Source organism: Bradyrhizobium sp. Leaf396 (assembly GCF_001424605.1).
GTDB lineage: Bacteria > Pseudomonadota > Alphaproteobacteria > Rhizobiales > Xanthobacteraceae > Bradyrhizobium > Bradyrhizobium japonicum_C.
Genome location: NZ_LMQJ01000004.1, coordinates 361,516 through 380,970, shown reverse-complemented (window position 1 = coordinate 380,970; position 19,455 = coordinate 361,516). Strand labels below are relative to the sequence as shown.

The window sequence follows — 19,455 nt, the reverse complement described above, 5'->3', positions numbered from 1 at the left end:
CGGAACGAAATCGGTCCGCGGAAATTGCATCGCTGACCCGGGGTGTGCCGCAAGTCCGCATGACTCATGAAAAGGAGGCAGGTGCACCCACAGATAGAAGTCCCAAGAGATTCTCGTGATCAACTGATCTGCTCTTTGCGAGAGCAACGCCGCGCCTGATAGTTGAGCGAAACAGCGCTTAAGCAACGGCGTTGCGTCGCGTGGATACGGAACTTGATTCAAAATAGGGCACTCGGTTCGCTCATATGTCAGCACTGTGACGACATTTTCAGCGTTCGAATTTTCACTTCGCATTTCAACATGGCGCATCTTCCGTGCGCCGCAAAAGTTTTGCGTGCGGCGCCACAATGTCGCTGCGATCAATCAACACTTTCCGTGCGGGAATTGACGAGTCTTCAGCATCACGATGAGCGTCAGGCACTCTCTCGATAAGTAGAGGTTAGAATGGCTGTTGCAACTTATGGTTCTGAAAGTGCTCATGCGCTGTCATCCGCGCGCGGCAGCGCTCTTCAGAGGCCCTTTCAGATCGTCGTCATCGCCGCCGACTTTCTGTTGATCCTGTTAAGTTATGTGGCGGGGGCTTCGCTGTATGGTGTGGTCGTCGGTTCGCCTTCCGACAGCGCGTCGGCGGGAGCGGGGTTGTTTGTCGGCGTGGTGTTCGTCGGGATCGCCTATTTCCGGGACGTCTATTCCACGTACCGTCTGCTCAACGTCGTATGGCAGCTTCGAATGGCGGTGTTCATTTGGCTGACATCACTCACGATCCTTGCCGTTGCCGCCTTCCTGCTGAAATCGACGGACAATCTATCGCGCGGCACCGTCATCGTCTTCGCCGTGATCGGCGGGCTCGGCTTGATCAGCCTGCGCTTCGCCTGGCAGGCCGTGTTCGGTACCACTTTTGCGAGAAGCCGGCTGGTCGATCGCAAGGTGATCCTGCTCAGTCTGAAGCCGCTCGACTTCACCTCCAGCCGCTTCAAGGATTTGCGGAGGAATGGCTTCGACGTCATGCGCCATTTCGTGCTCGGAGCAGACCGGGAGGATGGCCAGTGGGAACGACAGATTCGCGACGTCATCCGTCAGTCGCGATCGGCTGATGTCGACGAATATCTGCTCGCGATCGACTGGAACGAGTTGCCGATGCTGCGTAAGCTGGGACCCTATTTGCGCGCCGTCCCGCAGCCCATTCGCCTGCTGCCAGACGACTCCGTTGCCGATCTCGTGACCCGTCCCTTTCTGCCGGTCAGCGGAACCGTAGCGGTCGAGATCCAGCGGCCGCCGCTCACCATTCTCGAGCGGTTGCAGAAGCGCTGTCTCGATGTCGGCGTCGCTCTGTTCGCGCTCGTGATGCTGACGCCGCTTCTGCTGACTGTGGCCGTGCTGATCAAGCTGGATTCCCCGGGGACCGTCATATTCCGGCAGTCGCGTCGTGGCTTCAACGGCAGGCCGTTCGAGATCTGGAAATTTCGGACGATGACCGTCAGCGAGAACGGCGAGACGGTGACGCAGGCGACCAAGAGGGATGCCCGGGTCACAAAGATCGGGCGTTTCCTTCGCATGACGAGCATCGACGAGCTGCCGCAGCTCTGGAACGTGCTGCGTGGAGACATGTCACTGGTTGGACCACGCCCACACGCGCTCGCCCATGACAATTACTATGACGAGCTCATCAGCAAGTATGTCTACCGCCATCACATGAAGCCGGGTCTGACAGGCTGGGCGCAGGTAAACGGATTCAGGGGCGAAACGCCGACGATCGATCTGATGGAGAAGCGGGTCGAGTACGACGTCTGGTACGTCAGCAACTGGAGCGTCTGGCTCGATCTCAAGATCATGGCCCGCACAGCGTCTGCGGTGATGTTCCAGGAAGCGTACTAGTCGCTCACTCTCGGTGAGTGGAACTCCCCGGCCCTGAAGCCTCAGGTTCCATTCCGCGGCGGCCTGCCGAAGAGCCGCATGATCGCATCGCGCAGGGCGAGCAGCGGCGGTACGAGCACGAAGAACGCTCCCATGGCGACGGAGACGATGACGTGGCGGATCGAGAAGGGCTCGTCCTGGTCGATTTCGCGCCGGCTCGGGTCGATGGGCGCCGGCGAGAGCGTCGTCGCCACAGGCTGCCGAAGCGGCTTGCGTGGAGGAACCACGATCACCACGAAAAGAATATTGAGCAGAACCCAAATAATTAGAATCGTGAGGACGATCAGCATCCGAGTCCACCGGAAAGGAACTACCACCAGTATGAGCCGAGATTAGCGGCGCAGGACCGAGAAAGAAAGATGCCTAAAGTTTCGGCATTGTGGAGGCATCAAGCGCCGGACGTGTCTGGTGTCGACCGATGGTCCAAAGTACGGCTGTTCTGGCCGCCATCGTCTACGCCAATCCTTGCGTTTGGTAGAGCAAAATAACTGCAAGTTGTGGATTCCGGACGAATACGGTGAACGTAAGCCGACCGAGCAGCGGAACTGTTCACGATCGTTACGCGCGCCAGCGATCCGTTATGTCGGCCCGCTGCCGGCTGCGGCCCGGAGAACATGAGCACGATGAGAAGGGGTTGAATGCAGGAGCTCGCCCGAAGGGCCGAGTTTCCTCACCACAGTTGCGCGGGAATGCCCCACCTCGGTGCAACTCCCCGGTCCAATGCGGCGATCCAACGTGGGGCCGAACTCCTTCCGCCCAAGACTAGGCGTGCTCGACGTAATAGCTGTTGTGGTGCTTACCCTTATAGGCCTCGATACGCTTGAGCATCTTTGGGTTGGCGCGGTTGAGCACGGCGCCGAGCAGCTTCTTTTGCAGGACTTCCGACCCGGAAACCGACTCCTGAAGAGCGCTTCGTGTCGTCTGGCCCCATTCGATGACGTAGACCATGGCATCGATCAGCAGGCTGACAGCCTTCGAGTCCGCTACCGGCATCACCGGGGCCAGGTCGATCACGATATATTCATAGTGCTCTCTCAACATCTTGAGCAGCTCGGCCATCGCCTTCGATCCGATGACATCGGCCGAATTCACCATGCGAGAAGCCACGACGGAGGGAAGGAAATCCAGACCCGTCTCCTTGCTCCGTTGGACGTGATAGCCAAGGCTCGCGGGGTCGTTGAGTGCCTCCACAAGTCCGCTTTTGGCATCGGGCGCGAGCTCTCGGGTCAGCGAGCGCGTGTGCAGATCGCCGTCGATCAGAACCGTGCGGTGCCCAGTGAGGGCGACCAATTGTGCGAAATTGGCTGCGACCGTCGTTTTTCCTTCCTTGGGAAGGGAAGAGACGATGCCGATCACCTTGATCTCGCGGGTCAGGCGCGCGACGTCGATCGACACCTTGATGTTGCGCAACGTCTCGGCAAACCGCGAGAATGGATGATCTACGACGTAGCGGGACAGATCGGATAAGCTGGCCTTCGTTGGCGAGCGAATATCGGGCAGCACGCCGAGGCACTTCACGCCGAGCTCGTCTTCGACTTCTCCGGGGGTCCTCAGCACGTCGCTCAGCAGCTCGCGCGCAAATGCGACGCCTAAACCGAGACAGAGACCGCCGACGAGGCCGCCCACCAGCGCGAGGACGGTGCGCGGCGAGCTCTTGCGGTCCGGTTTGGTGGCGGTGCTGATCAGACGCGCCTCGCTGAGCGGGAAGCTCTGATTCTGGGTGGCGCTCTGCAGCTTTTCGAGGAAATTGTTGTAGAGATTACGATAAGTATCGGCGGCACTTTCGAGATCGCGCAGCTTGACCTCCGCCTGGCCAGTGTGGCCTGCCTGGGCAACGAGTTCCTTTACGCTCTTGTCGAGCGATGCCTCTCGGCTCTTTGCGATCTCGTAGTCGCTGCGATAGGCGTCTCCGATCCGACGCAGCTCGTCGGCGATGTTCTTGCGCAGCTCCTCCATCTTGTTGGCCAAATTGACTGTCGCAAGGTGGGTCTTGCCATAGCGCCTGGACCAATCGGCGTACTGGGCCTGGAGGTCGAGAAACTGCGCGCGCAGGCGGGTGATGACGGAATTGTTGAGGGCGTCCGTTACTGTCGGCTGCGTGAGATCCTGATCGGAGATTGCCTCGATCCGGTCAAGACGCGCCTTGGCTTCCGCAGTCGCAGCCCGCGCCTGAACCAGCTGACTGTTCAGGTCCGACAATTGTTGCTCCGACATCAGGCCGCGGCTGGTTCCGACGATGTTATTCTCGGCTTTGAAGGTCTGCACGGCACGGTCGCTGGCTGTTGCCTGCTCGCTCAGTTCCAAGCTGCGCTGCTGGAGCCACTCGGTCGCCCGCTTGGTGGACTGATATTTCGCTTCCAGCGCGCCGACCAAGTACGCATTGGCGATGGCGTTGGCGATCTTGGCAGCCGTGTCCGGGGTTCGCGCGCGATAGCTCAGGGACAGGACATAGGTTGTCAGGACGCGCTCCGTCCTGAGGTTTTTCTGCACCTGCTGCACCACGGCATGTTCGATTCGCTCCTGGGACGCCGGCTCGTCCGAGCGAAACGGCGACATGACTTTGCCGAGAATGAGGGAGAGGAGGCCAGGATTGGAGCCATTGAACTCCGGGTCCTCGGTCAGTTTCAGGCGACGGACGACGGACAGGATCAAGTCATCCGAGTTGATGATTTCGACTTGGCTGTCGACATAGCCGGTATCTATCAAAGCGCTGCTGGTGTTGCTCTCCTTGTCCAGCACCTGCGCCTGACGCGTATCCATCATGATCCGGGCATTCGCCGTATACATCGGTTGCGCCGAAGCCAGGTATACCATCACCAGAGCCAACGAAGCTCCGACGCAAGCCGCAATGATCGGCCACTGGCGCCGCAGCACGTCAGCCACGCGCTCGAAGCTGAGCACCGCTCCGCCGAATTCGATGCCGAAGCGTTGCCCCGACTGGAAATGTTCTCTAGGCTGGTACATCTGAAACTTTGCTGCCTTTGACAATCATCGATCAATTCGGAAGGGGAACGGGCTTGAATGGGTTGGCCAGCTTGGTCTTCCATTCGCCCTCGAGAAGGGCTCCGGCTCGGGGCGGCGGTGCCAGACGCTTGCCTTGCGATTGGGCCTGGACGCCCGAGCTGTCCTCTCCCGCTGCGGAATAGCCCGCTTGCACGTGGAGATCTCCGATCCGCTGCGCGAAATCCCTGATCTTGCGTGCCGCCGCAGGTTTCGTCGACGTGCAGCGCGCTTCGGCAAATCGCAGCGCGCCGCCAATGGCTGACCGTTCGGCTGAGGCCGACGTGGAGATCAACGTCTGCACGGACGGCAACACCGATGGATCCGTAGTAATGTAGCTGGCGAGCCGAAATCTCAGCTTTTCTCTGTCATTGCGCATCCGCTCCAGTAGCGAAGAGGGCGACTTTACGAATGCGTCGAGCTCAAGCTGCGAGGCGCGATCCGAAAATTCGACGCACTGAGCGCTGCAGACATCGACGCTCGTCACAATCAACGCGGAACCGATCAAGACAATTGCCAGCCATCGCGGCTGCGCATGGAGACGTGTTAGTCCGCGGCCCATCCGTGTTCCTTGCTTCCGTTGCAATTGGAGAACAAGCGAAACCTGGCAGGCAACTGTGTCAAATGTTGTGCGACGCAAAAGGCGCGGGATTGCCGAGAGCGAATGCGACGCTCGCCGGTCTGCGGTTGCACAGGAACGGTTTGCAATGCCTGCGAGAACGGCATTCCGCGCTCAGGAATGTTGCAACTTGAGAACATAAAAGGCATTCGCGCGTCCGCACGTCGCAAAACCGACGCAAGTCATCACTCTCCTCTTTGTTCCGCTAAGGGAGAGAGATCTTTGTGCGAGCACCGCCGCAGGCGAATCAGCTCGTCGCTAGGCGCTACCGCAACAGCGCCGAATTTCGCGCACACTTTTCACGCAAATACTCGCAATCATTATGGCTGATGAACTTTGCGCCCGAAGTACACAGGCCTCAAACGAAAAGTGGCATCAACTTGGCGCTCGCATGTCCGAATAGTCTGCAAGCGTTGAAATTATCGTCGGTTATCATGCGTCGAATGCGAGTTCGCGATCGCAAAGATTGAACACGCGCGAAACCTGATACACACTGCTGCGATGCAACGGCTACGGAATGTTGATGTGACGGAGTTGGTTCATCGTGAGAAGGCGCACGTCGTGCCGCTCGACAGTATTCGGGGGATCGCAGCGACTTCGGTGGTGATCCACCATCTGTTGCTGATGCCGACCTTTCTTGCGGCATTTCCGCATAACGCCTGGATCAATTGCTCCTTCTTCAGGAGTGCATGGCTGCTTGTCGATCTGTTCTTTGTTCTCAGCGGAATGGTGATGGCGCTCAGTTACGTCGAGAACGACTTTTCGCGTTTCTCGCTGCGCGAGTTCATGATACGGCGCCTGGCGCGAGTTTACCCACTGCATATCGTCATGCTGCTGGCTAACCTCGTCTTTCGCCTGCTGCGCATTGGCCTGGTCATGGGGGGTGTGGTGGTGGCCGCGCCTGCGGCGTTCGAAGTGAACAATGCCTATTCGTTCGGCCTCAACGTCGTGCTTCTCCACTCGATGGGGTTCATCGACTATCTGAGCTGGAATGCGCCGAGCTGGAGCATCAGCGTCGAGTTCTACACTTACCTGGTGTTTGGTCTGATCGTTCTCTTTGCCCTGCGCATGCGCTCGCTGTCGTGGTTTTATGTCCTCTCCGGGCTGCTCGCGGTCGGAAGTCTTGTCTCCATCATCTTCGTGCTCGAAAAGAAAAGCATCGAGCTTCAGACGGATTTCGGTCTTCTGCGCTGCTTCGTTGGCTTTTTCCTGGGCGTGTTGATGGTGAGGATCGTCGATTGCCTGCCGGCCAGGCCGCACCCTGCCGTGCAGGGCGCGTTGCAATTCGTCGCCATGATCGCGAGCTTAGTCCTGGTATCATTGGCGGAGACCAATCCTGCGGCGACTTTCCTCGCGCCAGTGATGTTCGCGGTCTTCCTCGGCAGCCTGCTGGCCTTTCCGGATGCGCTGCTGGTGCCGCGCATCCTGGTGGCCAAACCGTTGGTCTGGCTGGGACGCCGTTCGTACTCCATCTATATGGTGCACGCGCTCGTGGTGCTGCTGGCTGAATATTTCGTGCGGGGCGTGGGAGCGGGGCGAATCGCCGCCCTGGATTCGATCTGGGCAGGCCTGCCGGCGACGCTGAATCTCGTCGTTTCACTGGCCGCCGTGCTGGCGGTTTCGCACCTCACCTATCTCTACGTCGAAATTCCCGGCGGCAGGCTCCTGCGAAATGCATTCGGAAGCCCCCCGGACTTTGCGCCATCCCCCGCCCGATCGGCGCGGCTGAGCAACTGAGCCGCGCATGAGCACCTTCGCGCTGCAGCCCCGCAGGATGATGCTGATCAGCCTCAATATCGAGGCGATCGCGCTCGCGGCCTATCTGGTCCGGGACGCCTTCGGTGGCGTGATGCGGTATTACACAAGCATCATGCATTTGGACGCGCTGTGGTTCGCGCCGGATGGCATTGCGCTTCTGTGCCTGGTTCAGTTCATCGTGCATTGTATCTTGCGCAATCGCAGCATCATGGCTGCAGTTGTACTGGTGCAGATCATGCTGTCGCTAGTGCTCGGCTATTTCATGCTGGGCACGACGAATGCGGCGATGTCGTCGTTCAAGATGATGCTCCCGGTGTTCGTCGGATTCTGTTTCTGCGACACCAGCCTGGGCTCCTACAAGAAGCTGCGGTCGGTCATTGCCGTGACGTTCTATCTCTCGCTGATCGGCGTGCTGCTGACGAAATTCTACCTGATGCCCTGGGTCGGCTACAAATATGAGTCCTTCGGCGCCGTTCGTGAGGCGGGCCGCCTATGGTGGGCCTATGGCGGCGACGATCAGCGTCTCACTGGCTTTGCGGCAGAAAGCACAATGGCCGCCTTCTTCATACTCGTGTCCTTCGCAATTACGTCGATCCGTAAGAGTACGACTTGGTGCATCGTGTTCGGTTCCATCGCGATCTATGTGACTCGCCTGACCACGAGCAAGACGACCATGATCGTCCTCGTGCTCTACCTGGTCTTGCTGGTGTGCGTGCGGATGCTTCCGGAGAGATCGCGCTTCGCCGCGATCCGGACCATTGCACTGTGGTCGTTTGCCGCGATACTCGTACCCTTCTTCATGATCGTGCTGGCTTCCGGTACCGCCGCAGTGCCGCACACGACCCTGTTCAGCATCGTTGACCGCATCAACAACAGCTGGCAGCTGCCGTTCGTCTACCTGAGCCAGCTCATGCCCGTTGGTCTCGTGACCGGCTGCGGCGTGGGCTGCTTCAACTATCCACAGAAGCTGTTCTCGCCGCTTGCGCACTTCTGGGTTCCCGTCGACAATTTCTATATCGGCACGTACCTGATGTTCGGCCTCCCGTTCGTCGCATTCATGGTGATGGTATTCCGCGCGACGTTCGGGACGACCGACGTCTACAAGCTGACGCTGATCTTCGTCGTCAATATGTTCACGATCACGGTCCTGAACTACGGCCCGGCGTCCGGGCTGCTGATCATCGCGTTGAGCTTCAGCGAGGTGTTCTCACGGCGCGCAGCCTCCGCACGAGCAGGCGACGCCGTGCCAATCGTCATGCGGCCGCCGATGCCGTCATTGGAAGGCTTCCGCCCGGATATGCCGGCGGCGAGCGGAGGCAGGTGAGAGCGAAATGATGCACAAAAGGCTCGCATTCATCGACACGCTGCGCGGCATTGCCGTGTTGTCGGTCGTGGTCCAGCACGTATTCGAGGTGATCGTCGAAAAGCACCCGACGGGCGCATATTACTGGCCGATCCATGATCTGTTCGGCTACTACATGAATTTTGGCCGGTTCGGCGTCGTGTTGTTCTTCTTCGTCAGCGGATTCGTCATTCCGTTCAGCTTTCCGGACAGCGCCACGCCCGTGCGCGACTTTACGATCAGCCGCTTCTTTCGGTTGTATCCGGCCTACTGGACCTCGCTCGTGGTCGGGCTCGTGGCGATGTACCTTCTTGATTCGAAGGTCTATCCGCTGGGGCAGGTCGTCGCGAACCTGACGATGTTCCAGACCTTCGTGAACGTCCCGAACCTCTTGGTATTCTACTGGACGCTGGCGATCGAGCTCTTGTTCTACGTCGGATGCACCATTCTCTTTGCCATGGGGCTGCTGAACCGGCGCTTCACGGCGGTGAGCATCGTCGTTGCGGCGGCGCTGGTCGGAACCGCGGCCGCACTCTTCGTCGAGAACAGGACGGTCTCCTCGGTGATGGAGGTCGGGCTGAACCTGTCGGCGATGTTCCTGGGCAAGATCATCCGCGACACCGTCATCGGCGGAAAGCTGCGGTGGAGCCATGTGACGATCTGCACTCTGATGTATGCGATCTTCGCCATCACCCTGTCGGACCGCAGGTTCGGAGGCGTGTATCATGAGAATTTCTTCTACAGCTATTCGATCGGATCGGCCTATGTCTGCGCGGCGCTGGTCTTCATCGGATTTGCCGTGTTCGGCGAACGAATGGCCTGGCGCCCCATGGCTTTCGTCGGAGTCATCAGCTACTCGGTCTACCTGATGTCGCCGTTCGTGATGGGCTTCATCGATCGCCTCGTCTGGTTCGGCGACGGACCTCTCGGCTGGTCGATCTTCCTGGCCGTGACCCTGGTGTTGTCGATCCTCGTCAGCTGGATGACATTCGCCTTCATCGAGAAGCCCAGCATTTCCTTCGGGCAGAGGTTCCGCTCGGCGCGAAGAAGGCCTGTCGTCCCCGAACCGGCCCTCAGCATCCAGGGTGCCGCGGAGTGATCAAGGCACCCCACCAGCCGGGCGCCGCGCATGATGGATCGTTCGTTCCGTCGGTCCAGGGCCTTCGCGCCATCGCCGCGCTGAGCGTGCTGATGGACCATTTCTACGACATGCCGAAGGGAGGGATGTACGACATCCCGGATCCCGGCTTCCTGCCGCCGCTCTGGCCCTGGCTGCAATCGGTGATCAATGTCGGCGGGCACGGCGTCGAGCTGTTCTTCATGATCAGCGGATTCCTGATCCCGGCAAGCCTGGTGCGGCACGGGTCGCTGTCACGGTTCTTCTTCGACCGCGTGCTGCGCATCATGCCGGTGTTCGTCGTGCTGCATCTTGCGCTGTTCGCGATCGGTCCGATCGTGGCCTACAAATTCTTCCGCGGGATCGATCTCACCAGCTATCTCGGGATTTTTGCGGCCAATCTGTTCTTCGTGCAGGACGCGCTCGGCCTGCCCATCGCCCAGCAGAACGCCTGGACATTGACCTATGAGTGGGCGTTCTACATCTGGTTTGCGCTGACGTTCTCGGTGTGGCGCACCGGTGGCAGATTGCTGGCGGCGCCCCTGATCCTGCTTGGCATCGCCTGCCTGATGCACTGGCCGATCACCGCCTTCTTCTGCATCGGCATGCTGTTCAGTGCCACGGGATTCCGCATCTCGATTCCGGGACGCATCGGCTTGCTCGCGGGCATTGCTTGCGGAGCGGCGCTGTATGCGAGCCTGGTGCTGTTTCACCCCTTCGTCGGGCTCATTCCCGGATTTCTGCTGTTCGGCATGGTGCTCGCTCCGGACTCGGGCCTCGGCAGGGCTCTGAGCCTACCGGCGCTGCAATATGTCGGCAAGATCAGCTACAGCCTCTATCTCGTTCACCCCTTCGTGCTGTTTCCCCTGCAGGTGATCGGCTTGAAGCTGGTCGCCGCCGGCGTCGACCGCTGGCTGCTGTGGACCGCCTTCATCGGGCTTGGGCTGGTGATGTCGCTGGTTGCAAGCGCGATCAGCTATGAGCTAATCGAGGTCAGGCTAAGGCGACTGCTGGACGGCGCGATCAGCAGCATGTTCTCCCGGCCGCAGATCGAGCAATCGGTTTGAGGGCGCCGGCCGCGCTCAGCTCACGGTGCGACCGGCGAGCTTGTGATAGGACCCCAGCAGTCCTTCAGCGATGCGATCCCAGTTGAGGATGCCGACGGCGGTCTGCCATGCGCCCTCGGTCAACGTTGCGGCGAGAGGCTTCGACGTCAGCACGCGCTCGAGCGCATCGGCCAGCGCAGTGGCATCGCCGGGCGGGACCAGCAGCCCGTTGACGTTATCGGTCACGACGTCGGGAATGCCGCCAGTGGCACTGGCGACCACGGGGCGGGAATTCCCATAGGCGGATGCAAGCACGCCGCTCTGCGTTGCATCCTTATAGGGCAGGGCGACCACGGTTGCGGACTGAAACAGTCGTCCGGTCTCGGCAGGCGCAATATAGGCGTTGATGGTCTTGACGGTCGGCATCGCCTCCATGCGCGCTCCGAGCCGTGTCATCTCGGGGCCGCGGCCGGCAACGATCGCTTCATGGGCCACACCGCGCCGGGCCAACATGTCGATCGCATCGATGAAGACGTCGAGGCCCTTGTAGGCCCACATCCGTCCAAAAAACAGGATGCGCGCGGCCTCCGGCGCGGTGACCGCGCCCCCGGCCGGTGGAACCATGAGCACGCCGTGCATGCTGGAGATCGCTTCCCCTTTGAAGTCAGGCGAGGCACGGCGAAAATCGGCGATGCAGCTCTTGCCATGCGTGGTGACGACCGACGCGGCTGCGCGCATGCGCCCGCGCCATGCATCTTCACGCGGCGACGTACCGGAGCCGCCTTCCGAATGCGGGATCGCATCGTGAACGGTCAACACCAGCGGAATGCCGAGCGGACGAAGAAGCTGGATCAGCCCGGACGTGTAGATCTCCGGAACTTCGTGACAATGAATCACGTCGGGACGAAACGAAATTATGTCGAGGAATGAGGCCGGGATGCCGATCGCGCCACCGCGGCGCAGGCTCAGGTCGCGAACTCTCGTTTCGAACGGAGCTGTCACGGCGATATCGGCCAGCTCCCATTGCTGATTGGCGTCCTTGCGGTTGAGCACCAGCCGGACGTCGCAATGGCGAGCCAATCCCGACGCGAGACGGTAGGAATATTCCGCAAAATGCGGTGCGTAGATCGCGACGCGGAGGCGCTTGGCCATATCAGCTGTTTCCGCTCCAGAGGTCGATCGGGAATGCACTCATCAAGGCACGATGATCGAAGTTGAGGCGCGCAGCCCCACCCATCTCGCGACCTTCGTCAATGCTCGAGGCAAACTCGACGGCAAACCGGCCGGTGCCCTCGTAATAGTCACGATACTTGAACTCGGATTCTCCGCTGCTCAGGCGCACGTAGCGAGCCGGTATCCCGAATGCCTCGGCGACAATGATGCCGTGGAGCGAGCTTGCCAGAACCAGCTCCGCTTCGAGAATGGCGTCAATTCGTCGGTTCCATGATCCCAGCGGTGAGACCACCGTATCGGCGCCACGGTCGATGAGACTCAAATCGTGCAAATTCGGGACAAACACCCACGGCTTCTTGGCGGTGGGGCGAAAGCGATTCGGAAACAGCTGAGGGAGCAGCAACGCAGGGTCCCCGAACACTTCGGGTACCGCGATGCCCCGGCGCCGCAAAATCTCCCATGTACGAGGGCCGCGCACCGCTCGCACGTCCAGGTTCTGCACGCGGCGATTGAGGTCATCCTGGCCGGGGCGTCCGTTCACGCCGCTGCCCCAGATCACATCGTCATTTCGCGCGTAATGGAGCACGGAGCCGATCGCGAACAAGCGCGTTTGCCGCGGCACCTCGTCGGCGAGCGTATAGCCGAAATGCCGCAAGAGATGGTCAACGACGACGACCGAAAGATAGTCGCCGAAATTTATCGTTCCATCGTCAGGACGCCAGAAGAACAAGTCCACGTGCGGATACGGCAGCTGATGAATAAAGTCGCAACCGACCTCGTTCATCAACCGTCGTAGATTGGTCCGAAAATTCATGCTGCCTCGGATTGTAGCTGCTTTCTTGCCGTAGTGTCCTCGTAAACAAGGCGACTATTGGACCATTGCAGCCAATGGCTCAACGACGAAAGTCGGCCTAACCGGAAATTGTGACAGGCCTCCAATTGCGCCACGAGAATATCAAGCCGCGCTCGATCGTTTCGGGCGTCATTTGGTCCGCACTCGATTCCGCAGTCGGGCAGGCTCTCACGCTCGCGATCTACATGATCATGGCGCGGCTGCTGTCGCCGCAGATTCTCGGCATCGTGGCAACGGGGGCGCTGGCGCTTGAATTCTGCCGGGCAGTCTTGATCGAGAGCATCGCGATCGCGGTGCAGGCGCGTGCCGAGCCGAAGGACGAGGATTACACTGCCTCGTTCTGGCTCATCGCAGGTCTCTCCTTGTTTGCAGCGCTCGCACTGTTCGCCTCGAGCGGCGCGATCGAACGATTTTCGGGTCTTTCGGACATTGCCATCGTTCTCAAGGGGTTCTGCATCGTGGTGGCCGTACAGGGCCTGTCACGGACGCACGAAGCCTGGTTGATGCGCAATCAACTGTTTCGATCCCTCGCCATCCGCTCGCTTTCTTCAATATCGGTTGGCGGGGCCGTTGGGATCGGGCTGGCGATCCAGGGGTACGGGGTCGTTGCGCTGGTCGGACAGCTCGTTTCGACGTCGTTGATCTCGCTGGTCAGCCTTTGGGTCCTGACGCCCTGGCGTCCTCGGCTCCGGGTCAGCCGGCAGGCTGTTGTCGAACTCCTGAGCTATGCGCGCTACGTGGCGCTGACGGGGATCACGAACTTCGCCAATGCCAATTCCGATCTGATTTTCGTTACCTGGTATACCGGCGCCGCCGGCGCGGGCTTGTACAGCCTGGCCAAGCGCCTGGTCAATGCCGTGAGTACCGTGATTGGGAATGCGTTGAACCGGGTGTTCTTTGCGACCATCGCTGGCCTCCAGCATGACCGGGAAGCATCGCGTTCGACGCTGGTTGCCTTCGTCCTGTACACGTCGCTGCTGACGGCTCCGATCTTCGCCGGCATAGCGGTTCTGGCGCCGGATCTGATCACTGCTTTCTTCGGGTCCAAGTGGAGCGGGGCCGCGCCTCTGCTCGCGATCATGTCGGTCACCGGATTCCTGACCACGATCGGCCTCTACAATCACTCCGTTATCCTGGCGTTCGGCAAACCGCACTGGCAAACCTGGCTGACGCTGATCTACGCGGTCTCGAACATAGCAATCTTCATCCTCGCTGCGCCGTTTGGCCTTATCGCGATCGCTGTCGGCTACGTCGCTCGCGCCTTGTTGCTGTATCCGCTATCCGCCGGAGCTTCGATGCGGATCCTGTCGCTCGGTATCAGGCCCTATGCCGCGGCGCTGATGCCCGCACTTGCGGGCTCTGCGGTGATGGCATGCGCGGTGGCTGGTGCCTCCGTTGCGATGCCGGCCACGTCGCCATGGCTGCGTCTCGCCGCGCTCGTGCTGCTCGGTTCTTCGGTATATCTTGTCGTTGTTGTCGCGATCGCCCGGCCGGCCGTGGTGCGGATATGCCAGGAAATCCTGAGCCGAGTGCGGCGATCGTCGAAAATCTAGCTGCAAGACACCTAAAGCGCGATGCGATAAGGATGAATCGTCATCGCGCTTTGTGTTTGAGCATGGTCTTTTCGGAAAACGGCTACACACTTTTCCGGATCGTGCTCTAGCTCGCATTGGCCGCTGGTCGGGTCCCCGAAGGATCGAGCGGCTCGGCCTTCGGGATGTGGGCCGACCTCGCATCGCCCGGCGCAAGCCGGTTGATCAATTTTCGAGCGGGATTCTCGAAGTAGTGATACGTCACGTCGGCGACGACCGTCAGAATGATGCAGCAGACCAACGCAAACACTGGAAACATGCTTGGTTGAAATCCGAAATAGTGCCACGCCGGCTTGAAAAGCAGGATCAGCAGCACTTCGTGAACCATGTAGATCGCGTATGACGTGTTGCCGAGGCGGCCAAGCCAGTCAGAGCCGGGAAACCGGGCGAAGGCGCTTTCGCCGGTGGCTGTGACCCGGATCGCAAGAGAAAACAGTGTGATTGCGAGGTCGGGCTTGGCAAAGAAGTTGAGGACCATGATCGAGACGGCAAACAGTGCTATTCCGGCGAATGCGACTGGCTTCTTGCGATAATCGCTTGAGAGCCTGAACAGCACAGTCAGGAGAATCCCGCTCAGGAAGCTCGGAAGAGTCGCACCGTCGATCTTCGACCGGACGTCGCCGACCCCTTAAGATCCCGAGAATCGAAGGTTGCCCCGTACATCTGTGAGCGGTCCTGCCAGATCGGCAGGTGAGCATGGGCGACGACTCCATAAGGCAGCGCGACCATGATCGCGAGCATCAGCGACGAGATCCCGCCGCTGCGGTGCAATCGCGCCGGTCCGGAAATGCATGGAGCCCTTCCGATTGCAAATGGCCTTCGGCTCTCTGCTCATCGATGAGGCATGTGCTCGAAAAGCGAAGTGGGGCGGAATGGTCCCGCCCCAGCAATCTTGCTGCCGGTTGGACGGCTACCGTCTCGTTCACACGAACACGAAGTCGTGGCTCGTCAGGCTGGTGACATAGACGTTCTTCAGCAGGATCGAGTCGTTCTCCGAGAACGTGATGAGCGCGTTCGTGCCCGACTGCGTCATCTGCAGGTGGCTGTAGTCCGCGGCCAGGAGCTTCGAGATCTGGATCACGTCGTGGGTCGTGGCGTCGCCGGCCTGGAAGTTGAGGATCTGGTCCTGGCCGTGATCATAGGCGATGGTGGTCGAATTCGGCGCGGCCGAGAACACGTCGTTGCCGGCTCCGCCCTGGATCGTCACGCCGCTCCCAACGGCCGTGACGTTATGGGTGCCGTCGGTCTTGGTCTGATCGATGAACTGCAGTGCATTGGCGGTGTTGTAGTTCTCGTGCTGCGTGATGCCGGCCTGTCCGTTGAAGTTAAACAGGAATACGTCCCTCGAGCCGTCGGCGTGGCTGGCGATCTCCTGGGTCTTGATGCCGGCGCTGTTATAGATGTCGGTCAGTTTGCTGCCGTCATCGTTCATGACCTGGGTAAAGTCCAGAGTGCCGTCGGCGTGGGTCCTTGTGATCTCGACGATATTGCCCGAAGCATCGAGGTGCTGGTGCTGGGTCGTGTAGGACTGGCCTTTGACGTTGTAGTTCCAATTGTCCTGCGTACCCTCGGCGTTCTTAATGTAGGCAGCAGTCTTGATACCGCCCGTGTACACAGTCGTGGAACTGTAACCGTCGGTCTTGGTCGTGACTTCGCTGGTGATGACGCCTTTGGCGTCGTACCACTCCGAGGTCTTGGTGCCGTCGACGCTCTGCACGAGGGTGAACGCCAGGCTGTTGTCGGCGTGGGTCCGCACGATGTTTGTGAGGAAGCCCGTTGAATCGTAAGTGTCGTGCTCGGTCGTGTAGTTCTGACCGACAATGTTGGAAAGATAAACATCCCTCGAGCCGTCGGGGTGATAGTCGGTTTGCATCTTCTTGATGCCGGAGGCGTCGTAGTTGGTCACAACGCTGCCGCCGTCACTGCCGACGATCTGGGTAAAGTCGAGCGTGCCGTCAGCGTGCCAGCGGGTCACCTCTGTCGTCTTGCCGGTCGGATCGAGATGCTGGTGCTGCGTGGCATAGCTCTGGCCGGTGATGTTGTAGGTGAAATTGTCTTGGCTCCGGTCGGCATTGGTGATGTAGGCCGCAGTTTTTAGTCCGTTGGTATAGAGCGTGGTCGAGCTGTAACCATCCGCCTTCGTAATCACCTCGCTGGTAAGGACGCCCTTGGCATCGTACCAGTCCGTCGTCTTGATCCCGTCCTTGCTCTGCACCAGCTTGAACGCCATGCTGCCGTCTGCGTGCTTGCGGATCAGCGTGGTGAGGAAGCCGGTTGCATCGTAGATGTCGTGCTCGGTCGTGTAGTTCTGGCCGGTGATGTTAAACAGGAAGACGTCCTTACTGCCATCGGCGTGACTTTCGCTTTGCTTCGTCAGTACTCCCTTTGCGTCATAATAGGTGGCGACGCTGCTGCCGTCATTGTTGACGACCTGCGTAAAATCCAGCGTGCCGTCGGCGTGCTTGCGAGTCACGGCCGTGACCTTTCCGGTCGGATCGATGTGCTGAATCAGCGTGGTGTAGCTCTGGCCGGTGACGCCGTAGGCATAGTTGTCCAGACTGCCGTCGGCGTTCTTGATATAGGCCTTGGTCTTGACGCCGTTGCTGTAGAGGGTCGTCGATGTAAAGCCATCGGCCTTTTCAACCACCTCGCTGGTAAGGCTGCCGACGGCATTGTACCAGTTGGTCGTCTTGGTGCCATCCGGGGTCTGCATTAGCTTGAAAGCCAGGCTGCCGTCGGCATGCAGGCGCGTCAGGGTCGTGAGGAATCCGGACGCGTCATAGACGTCGTGCTGGGTCGTATAGTTCTGGCCCTTGATGTTGTACGTCCACACGTCCTTGCTGCGATCGGCATGGTAGTCGGTCTCGACCAGCTTTACTCCGGAGGCGCTATACAGCGTGATCACGCTGCTGCCATCGTTCTTGTAGACCTGGGTTGAATCCAACGAGCCGTCGGCATGGCTGCGAATGACCGAAGTAATCTTCCCTGATGCGTCAAGGTGCTGAACCTGGGTGGTAAAGCTCTTTCCGACGACGTTGTAGGAATAGTTGTCCTGCGAACCGTCAGCGTTCTTGATATAGGCGGCGGTCTTGACGCCGTTGGTGTATAGCGTCGTGGAGTAGTAGCCGTCCGGCTTCTGCACGATCTCGCTGAGAAGAGTTCCCGCCGTATTGTAGGTATCTGTGGTACGGACGGCGTCGGTGCCGACGTGAACGAATTTCGTCTTCACGCCGCCGGTGTAGCTGATCAGGTCCTGGGAGCCGTCGCTGTGGACGACGTTGGTCGACGTCGGCTGCCCGCTCGCATTCAGGCCGGTGTCGGATGTCGAGAGCAGCTTTCCGCTCGAATCGTAGGTCTTCGTGTTGGTCCAGGTCGCGGCCGTATTGGTCACCGAGAACGAATATCCGCCCTGGATCTTGGAGAGGGCGCTGCCGTAATGGGCGATGATGTAGTCCATGGTCGCCTTCGAAGCGACCGGCAGGACGTGCGAGTCGGTCAGCGTGATGGTCTGCAGCGCCGTCGAGTCGCTCAGGTCGGACAGTTGCGGCACGATTTCGGCAGCAGCGCCCGTAATGCTGGTCCGGCTGTCCGGCGGCGTGGTCGTGGTCGGGGGCGCATCGATCTCGATGATCACGGGGTGATCGCTGACAGGAATGGTGATCGTGCTGACGTCGGTGTAGCTGGCAATGGCCGTGGTCCCCGTCAGCGTGTCGTACACCTTCACAGTGTGATGCACGGCGCCGAGATTCACAGTGACGGTCTGGGCCGCATTGGTCAGCTCGGTGTCGGTGGCGTCGTTCCAGAGCTTCGGCTCGGCCCACACGACGAGCTCGTAGGCGCCATTGCTCTTGCCGAGGACCATGCTGTTGCCTGTGGCCGGCATGTTGCCCAGGGTGTAGTTCAACGGGTCGGTCGGCTGCTGGCCGCCCTTGCCGTCGTCGGCCAGGATGGTGGTCAGGTTGTGGATCGCCGTCGCGGCGAGCTTGGGCGTGCCGTCGGAGTTGAACAGGCCGAAATTGGCTTCCGGATTGGTATTGCTTGCGGAGGAGTCGCGGTCGAACAGCTCGTAGAGGTAAGTCTGGCTCACGCCGGCCTTGTAGGCATCGACCAGGGTGTTCAGGATCGACTTGGCCTGCACCGTCTCGTTGACGCCGAGATATTGCGTGTTGGCTTGCGTGGTGTAGCCGGTTTCCGTGATGACCACGGGCTTTCCCGGCGCCGCAGTCATGACGGCGCTCAGAGTTGCCGCAATTGAGCTGCTCGGATTGAGGCTGGTGCTGACATAGGCGTGGGCGTTGGCGTAGTCGACGGAGGCCGACATGTTGCCGAGCTGGCTGTAGCCCTGAGGATCGTTGTAGGCCAGTGACAGATTGTAGACGGGGATGCTGCCGAGCGCAGCATTGGCATTGACTGCTTGATAGAGGGCGCTCTGGAATTGAGCCGCGGCGGTGAGGCTCGAGCTGCCATTGTAGCTGAAGGGCTGATGATTGGCCTCATTGAGGCCCTCGATGGCGCTGATGCTGCCCGGGTGGCTCGTTGCGAACTTCTCGAGCGACGCGATATACTTCTGAAGCCCGGCCGTACCCGATTGGGGCAGGGCGGACGACACCAGGAAATCGAACTTGTAGCCGGCAGCGGCAAGGCCGTCGACCACCGGTTGCGCGGCGGGGCTTGTCCCCATCGAGTCGCGCAGATGCGTGACGCCGAGATATTTCAGGTCGTCGACCATCAGCGCGAGATTGTTGTAGCCGGTCCACCCGAAGCCGGCATGCGTGTTGACGCCGATGGAGTTGATGAAGCCGCTGGCGGACAGGATGGTTTGATCAGGCATTGCACACTCGAATTTTCAACGCGAGCAAAATTGCTCGCAGGATTTGCGTTCAAGCTTCATTGTCGAGTGTGAATTTCAGATAAAAATCGTAGCTACAAATCGCGAGCGAATGAGGTTCCTTGTGCAGGAACAGGTCGACTCGAGTTGCAGCCGAATGCTGATGCGATGCCCGCGCAGGATGGCACGAGGAAGGCGCTTTCAAGAATTGCG

The 19,455-nt window shown here is 59.9% G+C and carries 13 protein-coding genes; 6 read left to right on the top strand and 7 right to left on the bottom strand.

All coding sequences use genetic code 11. From position 1 onward, the window contains the following. The first annotated feature begins 444 nt into the window (after positions 1-444). Complete coding sequence (locus ASG57_RS06615) at positions 445-1,875, top strand: undecaprenyl-phosphate glucose phosphotransferase (RefSeq protein ID WP_024341364.1); 1,431 nt, start codon at positions 445-447, stop codon at positions 1,873-1,875. A gap of 41 nt (positions 1,876-1,916) precedes the next feature. On the opposite strand, the gene ASG57_RS06610 is transcribed toward ASG57_RS06615, so the two are convergent. The 3 genes from ASG57_RS06610 to ASG57_RS06600 all read right to left on the bottom strand — a co-directional run bounded on the left by ASG57_RS06610 (position 1,917) and on the right by ASG57_RS06600 (position 5,422). Further along, complete coding sequence (locus tag ASG57_RS06610) at positions 1,917-2,204, bottom strand: hypothetical protein (RefSeq protein WP_024341365.1); 288 nt, start codon at positions 2,202-2,204, stop codon at positions 1,917-1,919. A gap of 472 nt (positions 2,205-2,676) precedes the next feature. After that, positions 2,677-4,878: a Wzz/FepE/Etk N-terminal domain-containing protein gene (locus tag ASG57_RS06605; protein WP_024341366.1), complete on the bottom strand. Its 2,202-nt coding sequence runs from the start codon at positions 4,876-4,878 to the stop codon at positions 2,677-2,679. A gap of 31 nt (positions 4,879-4,909) precedes the next feature. Further along, positions 4,910-5,422, bottom strand: coding sequence for a hypothetical protein (locus tag ASG57_RS06600; RefSeq protein WP_230646601.1), 513 nt, complete (start codon positions 5,420-5,422; stop codon positions 4,910-4,912). 636 nt (positions 5,423-6,058) lie between these two features. Between ASG57_RS06600 and ASG57_RS06595 the strand changes: the two genes are divergently transcribed. From ASG57_RS06595 to ASG57_RS06580, 4 genes are read left to right on the top strand one after another with little or no spacing between them, the layout of a single operon-like run. Beyond that, positions 6,059-7,270 (top strand): acyltransferase family protein, encoded by a 1,212-nt coding sequence (locus ASG57_RS06595; protein ID WP_230646600.1) that lies wholly within the window; start codon positions 6,059-6,061, stop codon positions 7,268-7,270. 7 nt (positions 7,271-7,277) lie between these two features. Then, positions 7,278-8,615: a hypothetical protein gene (locus ASG57_RS06590; protein WP_024341369.1), complete on the top strand. Its 1,338-nt coding sequence runs from the start codon at positions 7,278-7,280 to the stop codon at positions 8,613-8,615. A 7-nt stretch (positions 8,616-8,622) separates the two neighbouring features. Then, positions 8,623-9,732 carry an acyltransferase family protein gene (locus ASG57_RS06585; protein WP_230646599.1) on the top strand — a complete coding sequence of 370 codons (1,110 nt, stop codon included), beginning with the start codon at positions 8,623-8,625 and terminating at the stop codon, positions 9,730-9,732. Beyond that, positions 9,729-10,817 carry an acyltransferase family protein gene (locus ASG57_RS06580; protein ID WP_057195931.1) on the top strand — a complete coding sequence of 363 codons (1,089 nt, stop codon included), beginning with the start codon at positions 9,729-9,731 and terminating at the stop codon, positions 10,815-10,817. The genes ASG57_RS06585 and ASG57_RS06580 overlap by 4 nt, the downstream gene beginning before the upstream one ends. 15 nt (positions 10,818-10,832) lie before the next feature. Here ASG57_RS06580 and ASG57_RS06575 read toward each other — a convergent pair whose 3' ends face one another. Together ASG57_RS06575 and ASG57_RS06570 are read right to left on the bottom strand one after the other, a co-directional pair. Continuing rightward, positions 10,833-11,948, bottom strand: coding sequence for a glycosyltransferase family 4 protein (locus ASG57_RS06575; protein ID WP_057195930.1), 1,116 nt, complete (start codon positions 11,946-11,948; stop codon positions 10,833-10,835). A 1-nt stretch (position 11,949) separates the two neighbouring features. Next, positions 11,950-12,753: a polysaccharide pyruvyl transferase family protein gene (locus tag ASG57_RS06570; protein WP_057195929.1), complete on the bottom strand. Its 804-nt coding sequence runs from the start codon at positions 12,751-12,753 to the stop codon at positions 11,950-11,952. A 155-nt stretch (positions 12,754-12,908) separates the two neighbouring features. Here ASG57_RS06570 and ASG57_RS06565 point away from each other — a divergent pair, with 155 nt between their 5' ends. Next, entirely contained in the window at positions 12,909-14,375 is a 1,467-nt protein-coding gene (locus ASG57_RS06565) for a lipopolysaccharide biosynthesis protein (RefSeq protein ID WP_057195928.1), read from the top strand. Positions 14,376-14,481: 106 nt separating this feature from the next. Here ASG57_RS06565 and ASG57_RS06560 read toward each other — a convergent pair whose 3' ends face one another. Next, positions 14,482-14,970 carry an acyltransferase family protein gene (locus tag ASG57_RS06560; protein WP_057195927.1) on the bottom strand — a complete coding sequence of 163 codons (489 nt, stop codon included), beginning with the start codon at positions 14,968-14,970 and terminating at the stop codon, positions 14,482-14,484. 366 nt (positions 14,971-15,336) lie between these two features. Next, positions 15,337-19,245 carry a hypothetical protein gene (locus ASG57_RS06555; RefSeq protein ID WP_057195926.1) on the bottom strand — a complete coding sequence of 1,303 codons (3,909 nt, stop codon included), beginning with the start codon at positions 19,243-19,245 and terminating at the stop codon, positions 15,337-15,339. Positions 19,246-19,455: the final 210 nt, after the last annotated feature.

Coding starts and splice junctions, on each gene's coding strand:
- ASG57_RS06615 (WP_024341364.1), top strand. CDS start 445: ATGGCTGTTGCAACTTATGGTTCTGAAAGTGCTCATGCGCTGTCATCC.
- ASG57_RS06605 (WP_024341366.1), bottom strand. CDS start 4,878: ATGTACCAGCCTAGAGAACATTTCCAGTCGGGGCAACGCTTCGGCATC.
- ASG57_RS06575 (WP_057195930.1), bottom strand. CDS start 11,948: ATGGCCAAGCGCCTCCGCGTCGCGATCTACGCACCGCATTTTGCGGAA.
- ASG57_RS06555 (WP_057195926.1), bottom strand. CDS start 19,245: ATGCCTGATCAAACCATCCTGTCCGCCAGCGGCTTCATCAACTCCATC.
- ASG57_RS06610 (WP_024341365.1), bottom strand. CDS start 2,204: ATGCTGATCGTCCTCACGATTCTAATTATTTGGGTTCTGCTCAATATT.
- ASG57_RS06590 (WP_024341369.1), top strand. CDS start 7,278: ATGAGCACCTTCGCGCTGCAGCCCCGCAGGATGATGCTGATCAGCCTC.
- ASG57_RS06570 (WP_057195929.1), bottom strand. CDS start 12,753: ATGAACGAGGTCGGTTGCGACTTTATTCATCAGCTGCCGTATCCGCAC.
- ASG57_RS06585 (WP_230646599.1), top strand. CDS start 8,623: ATGATGCACAAAAGGCTCGCATTCATCGACACGCTGCGCGGCATTGCC.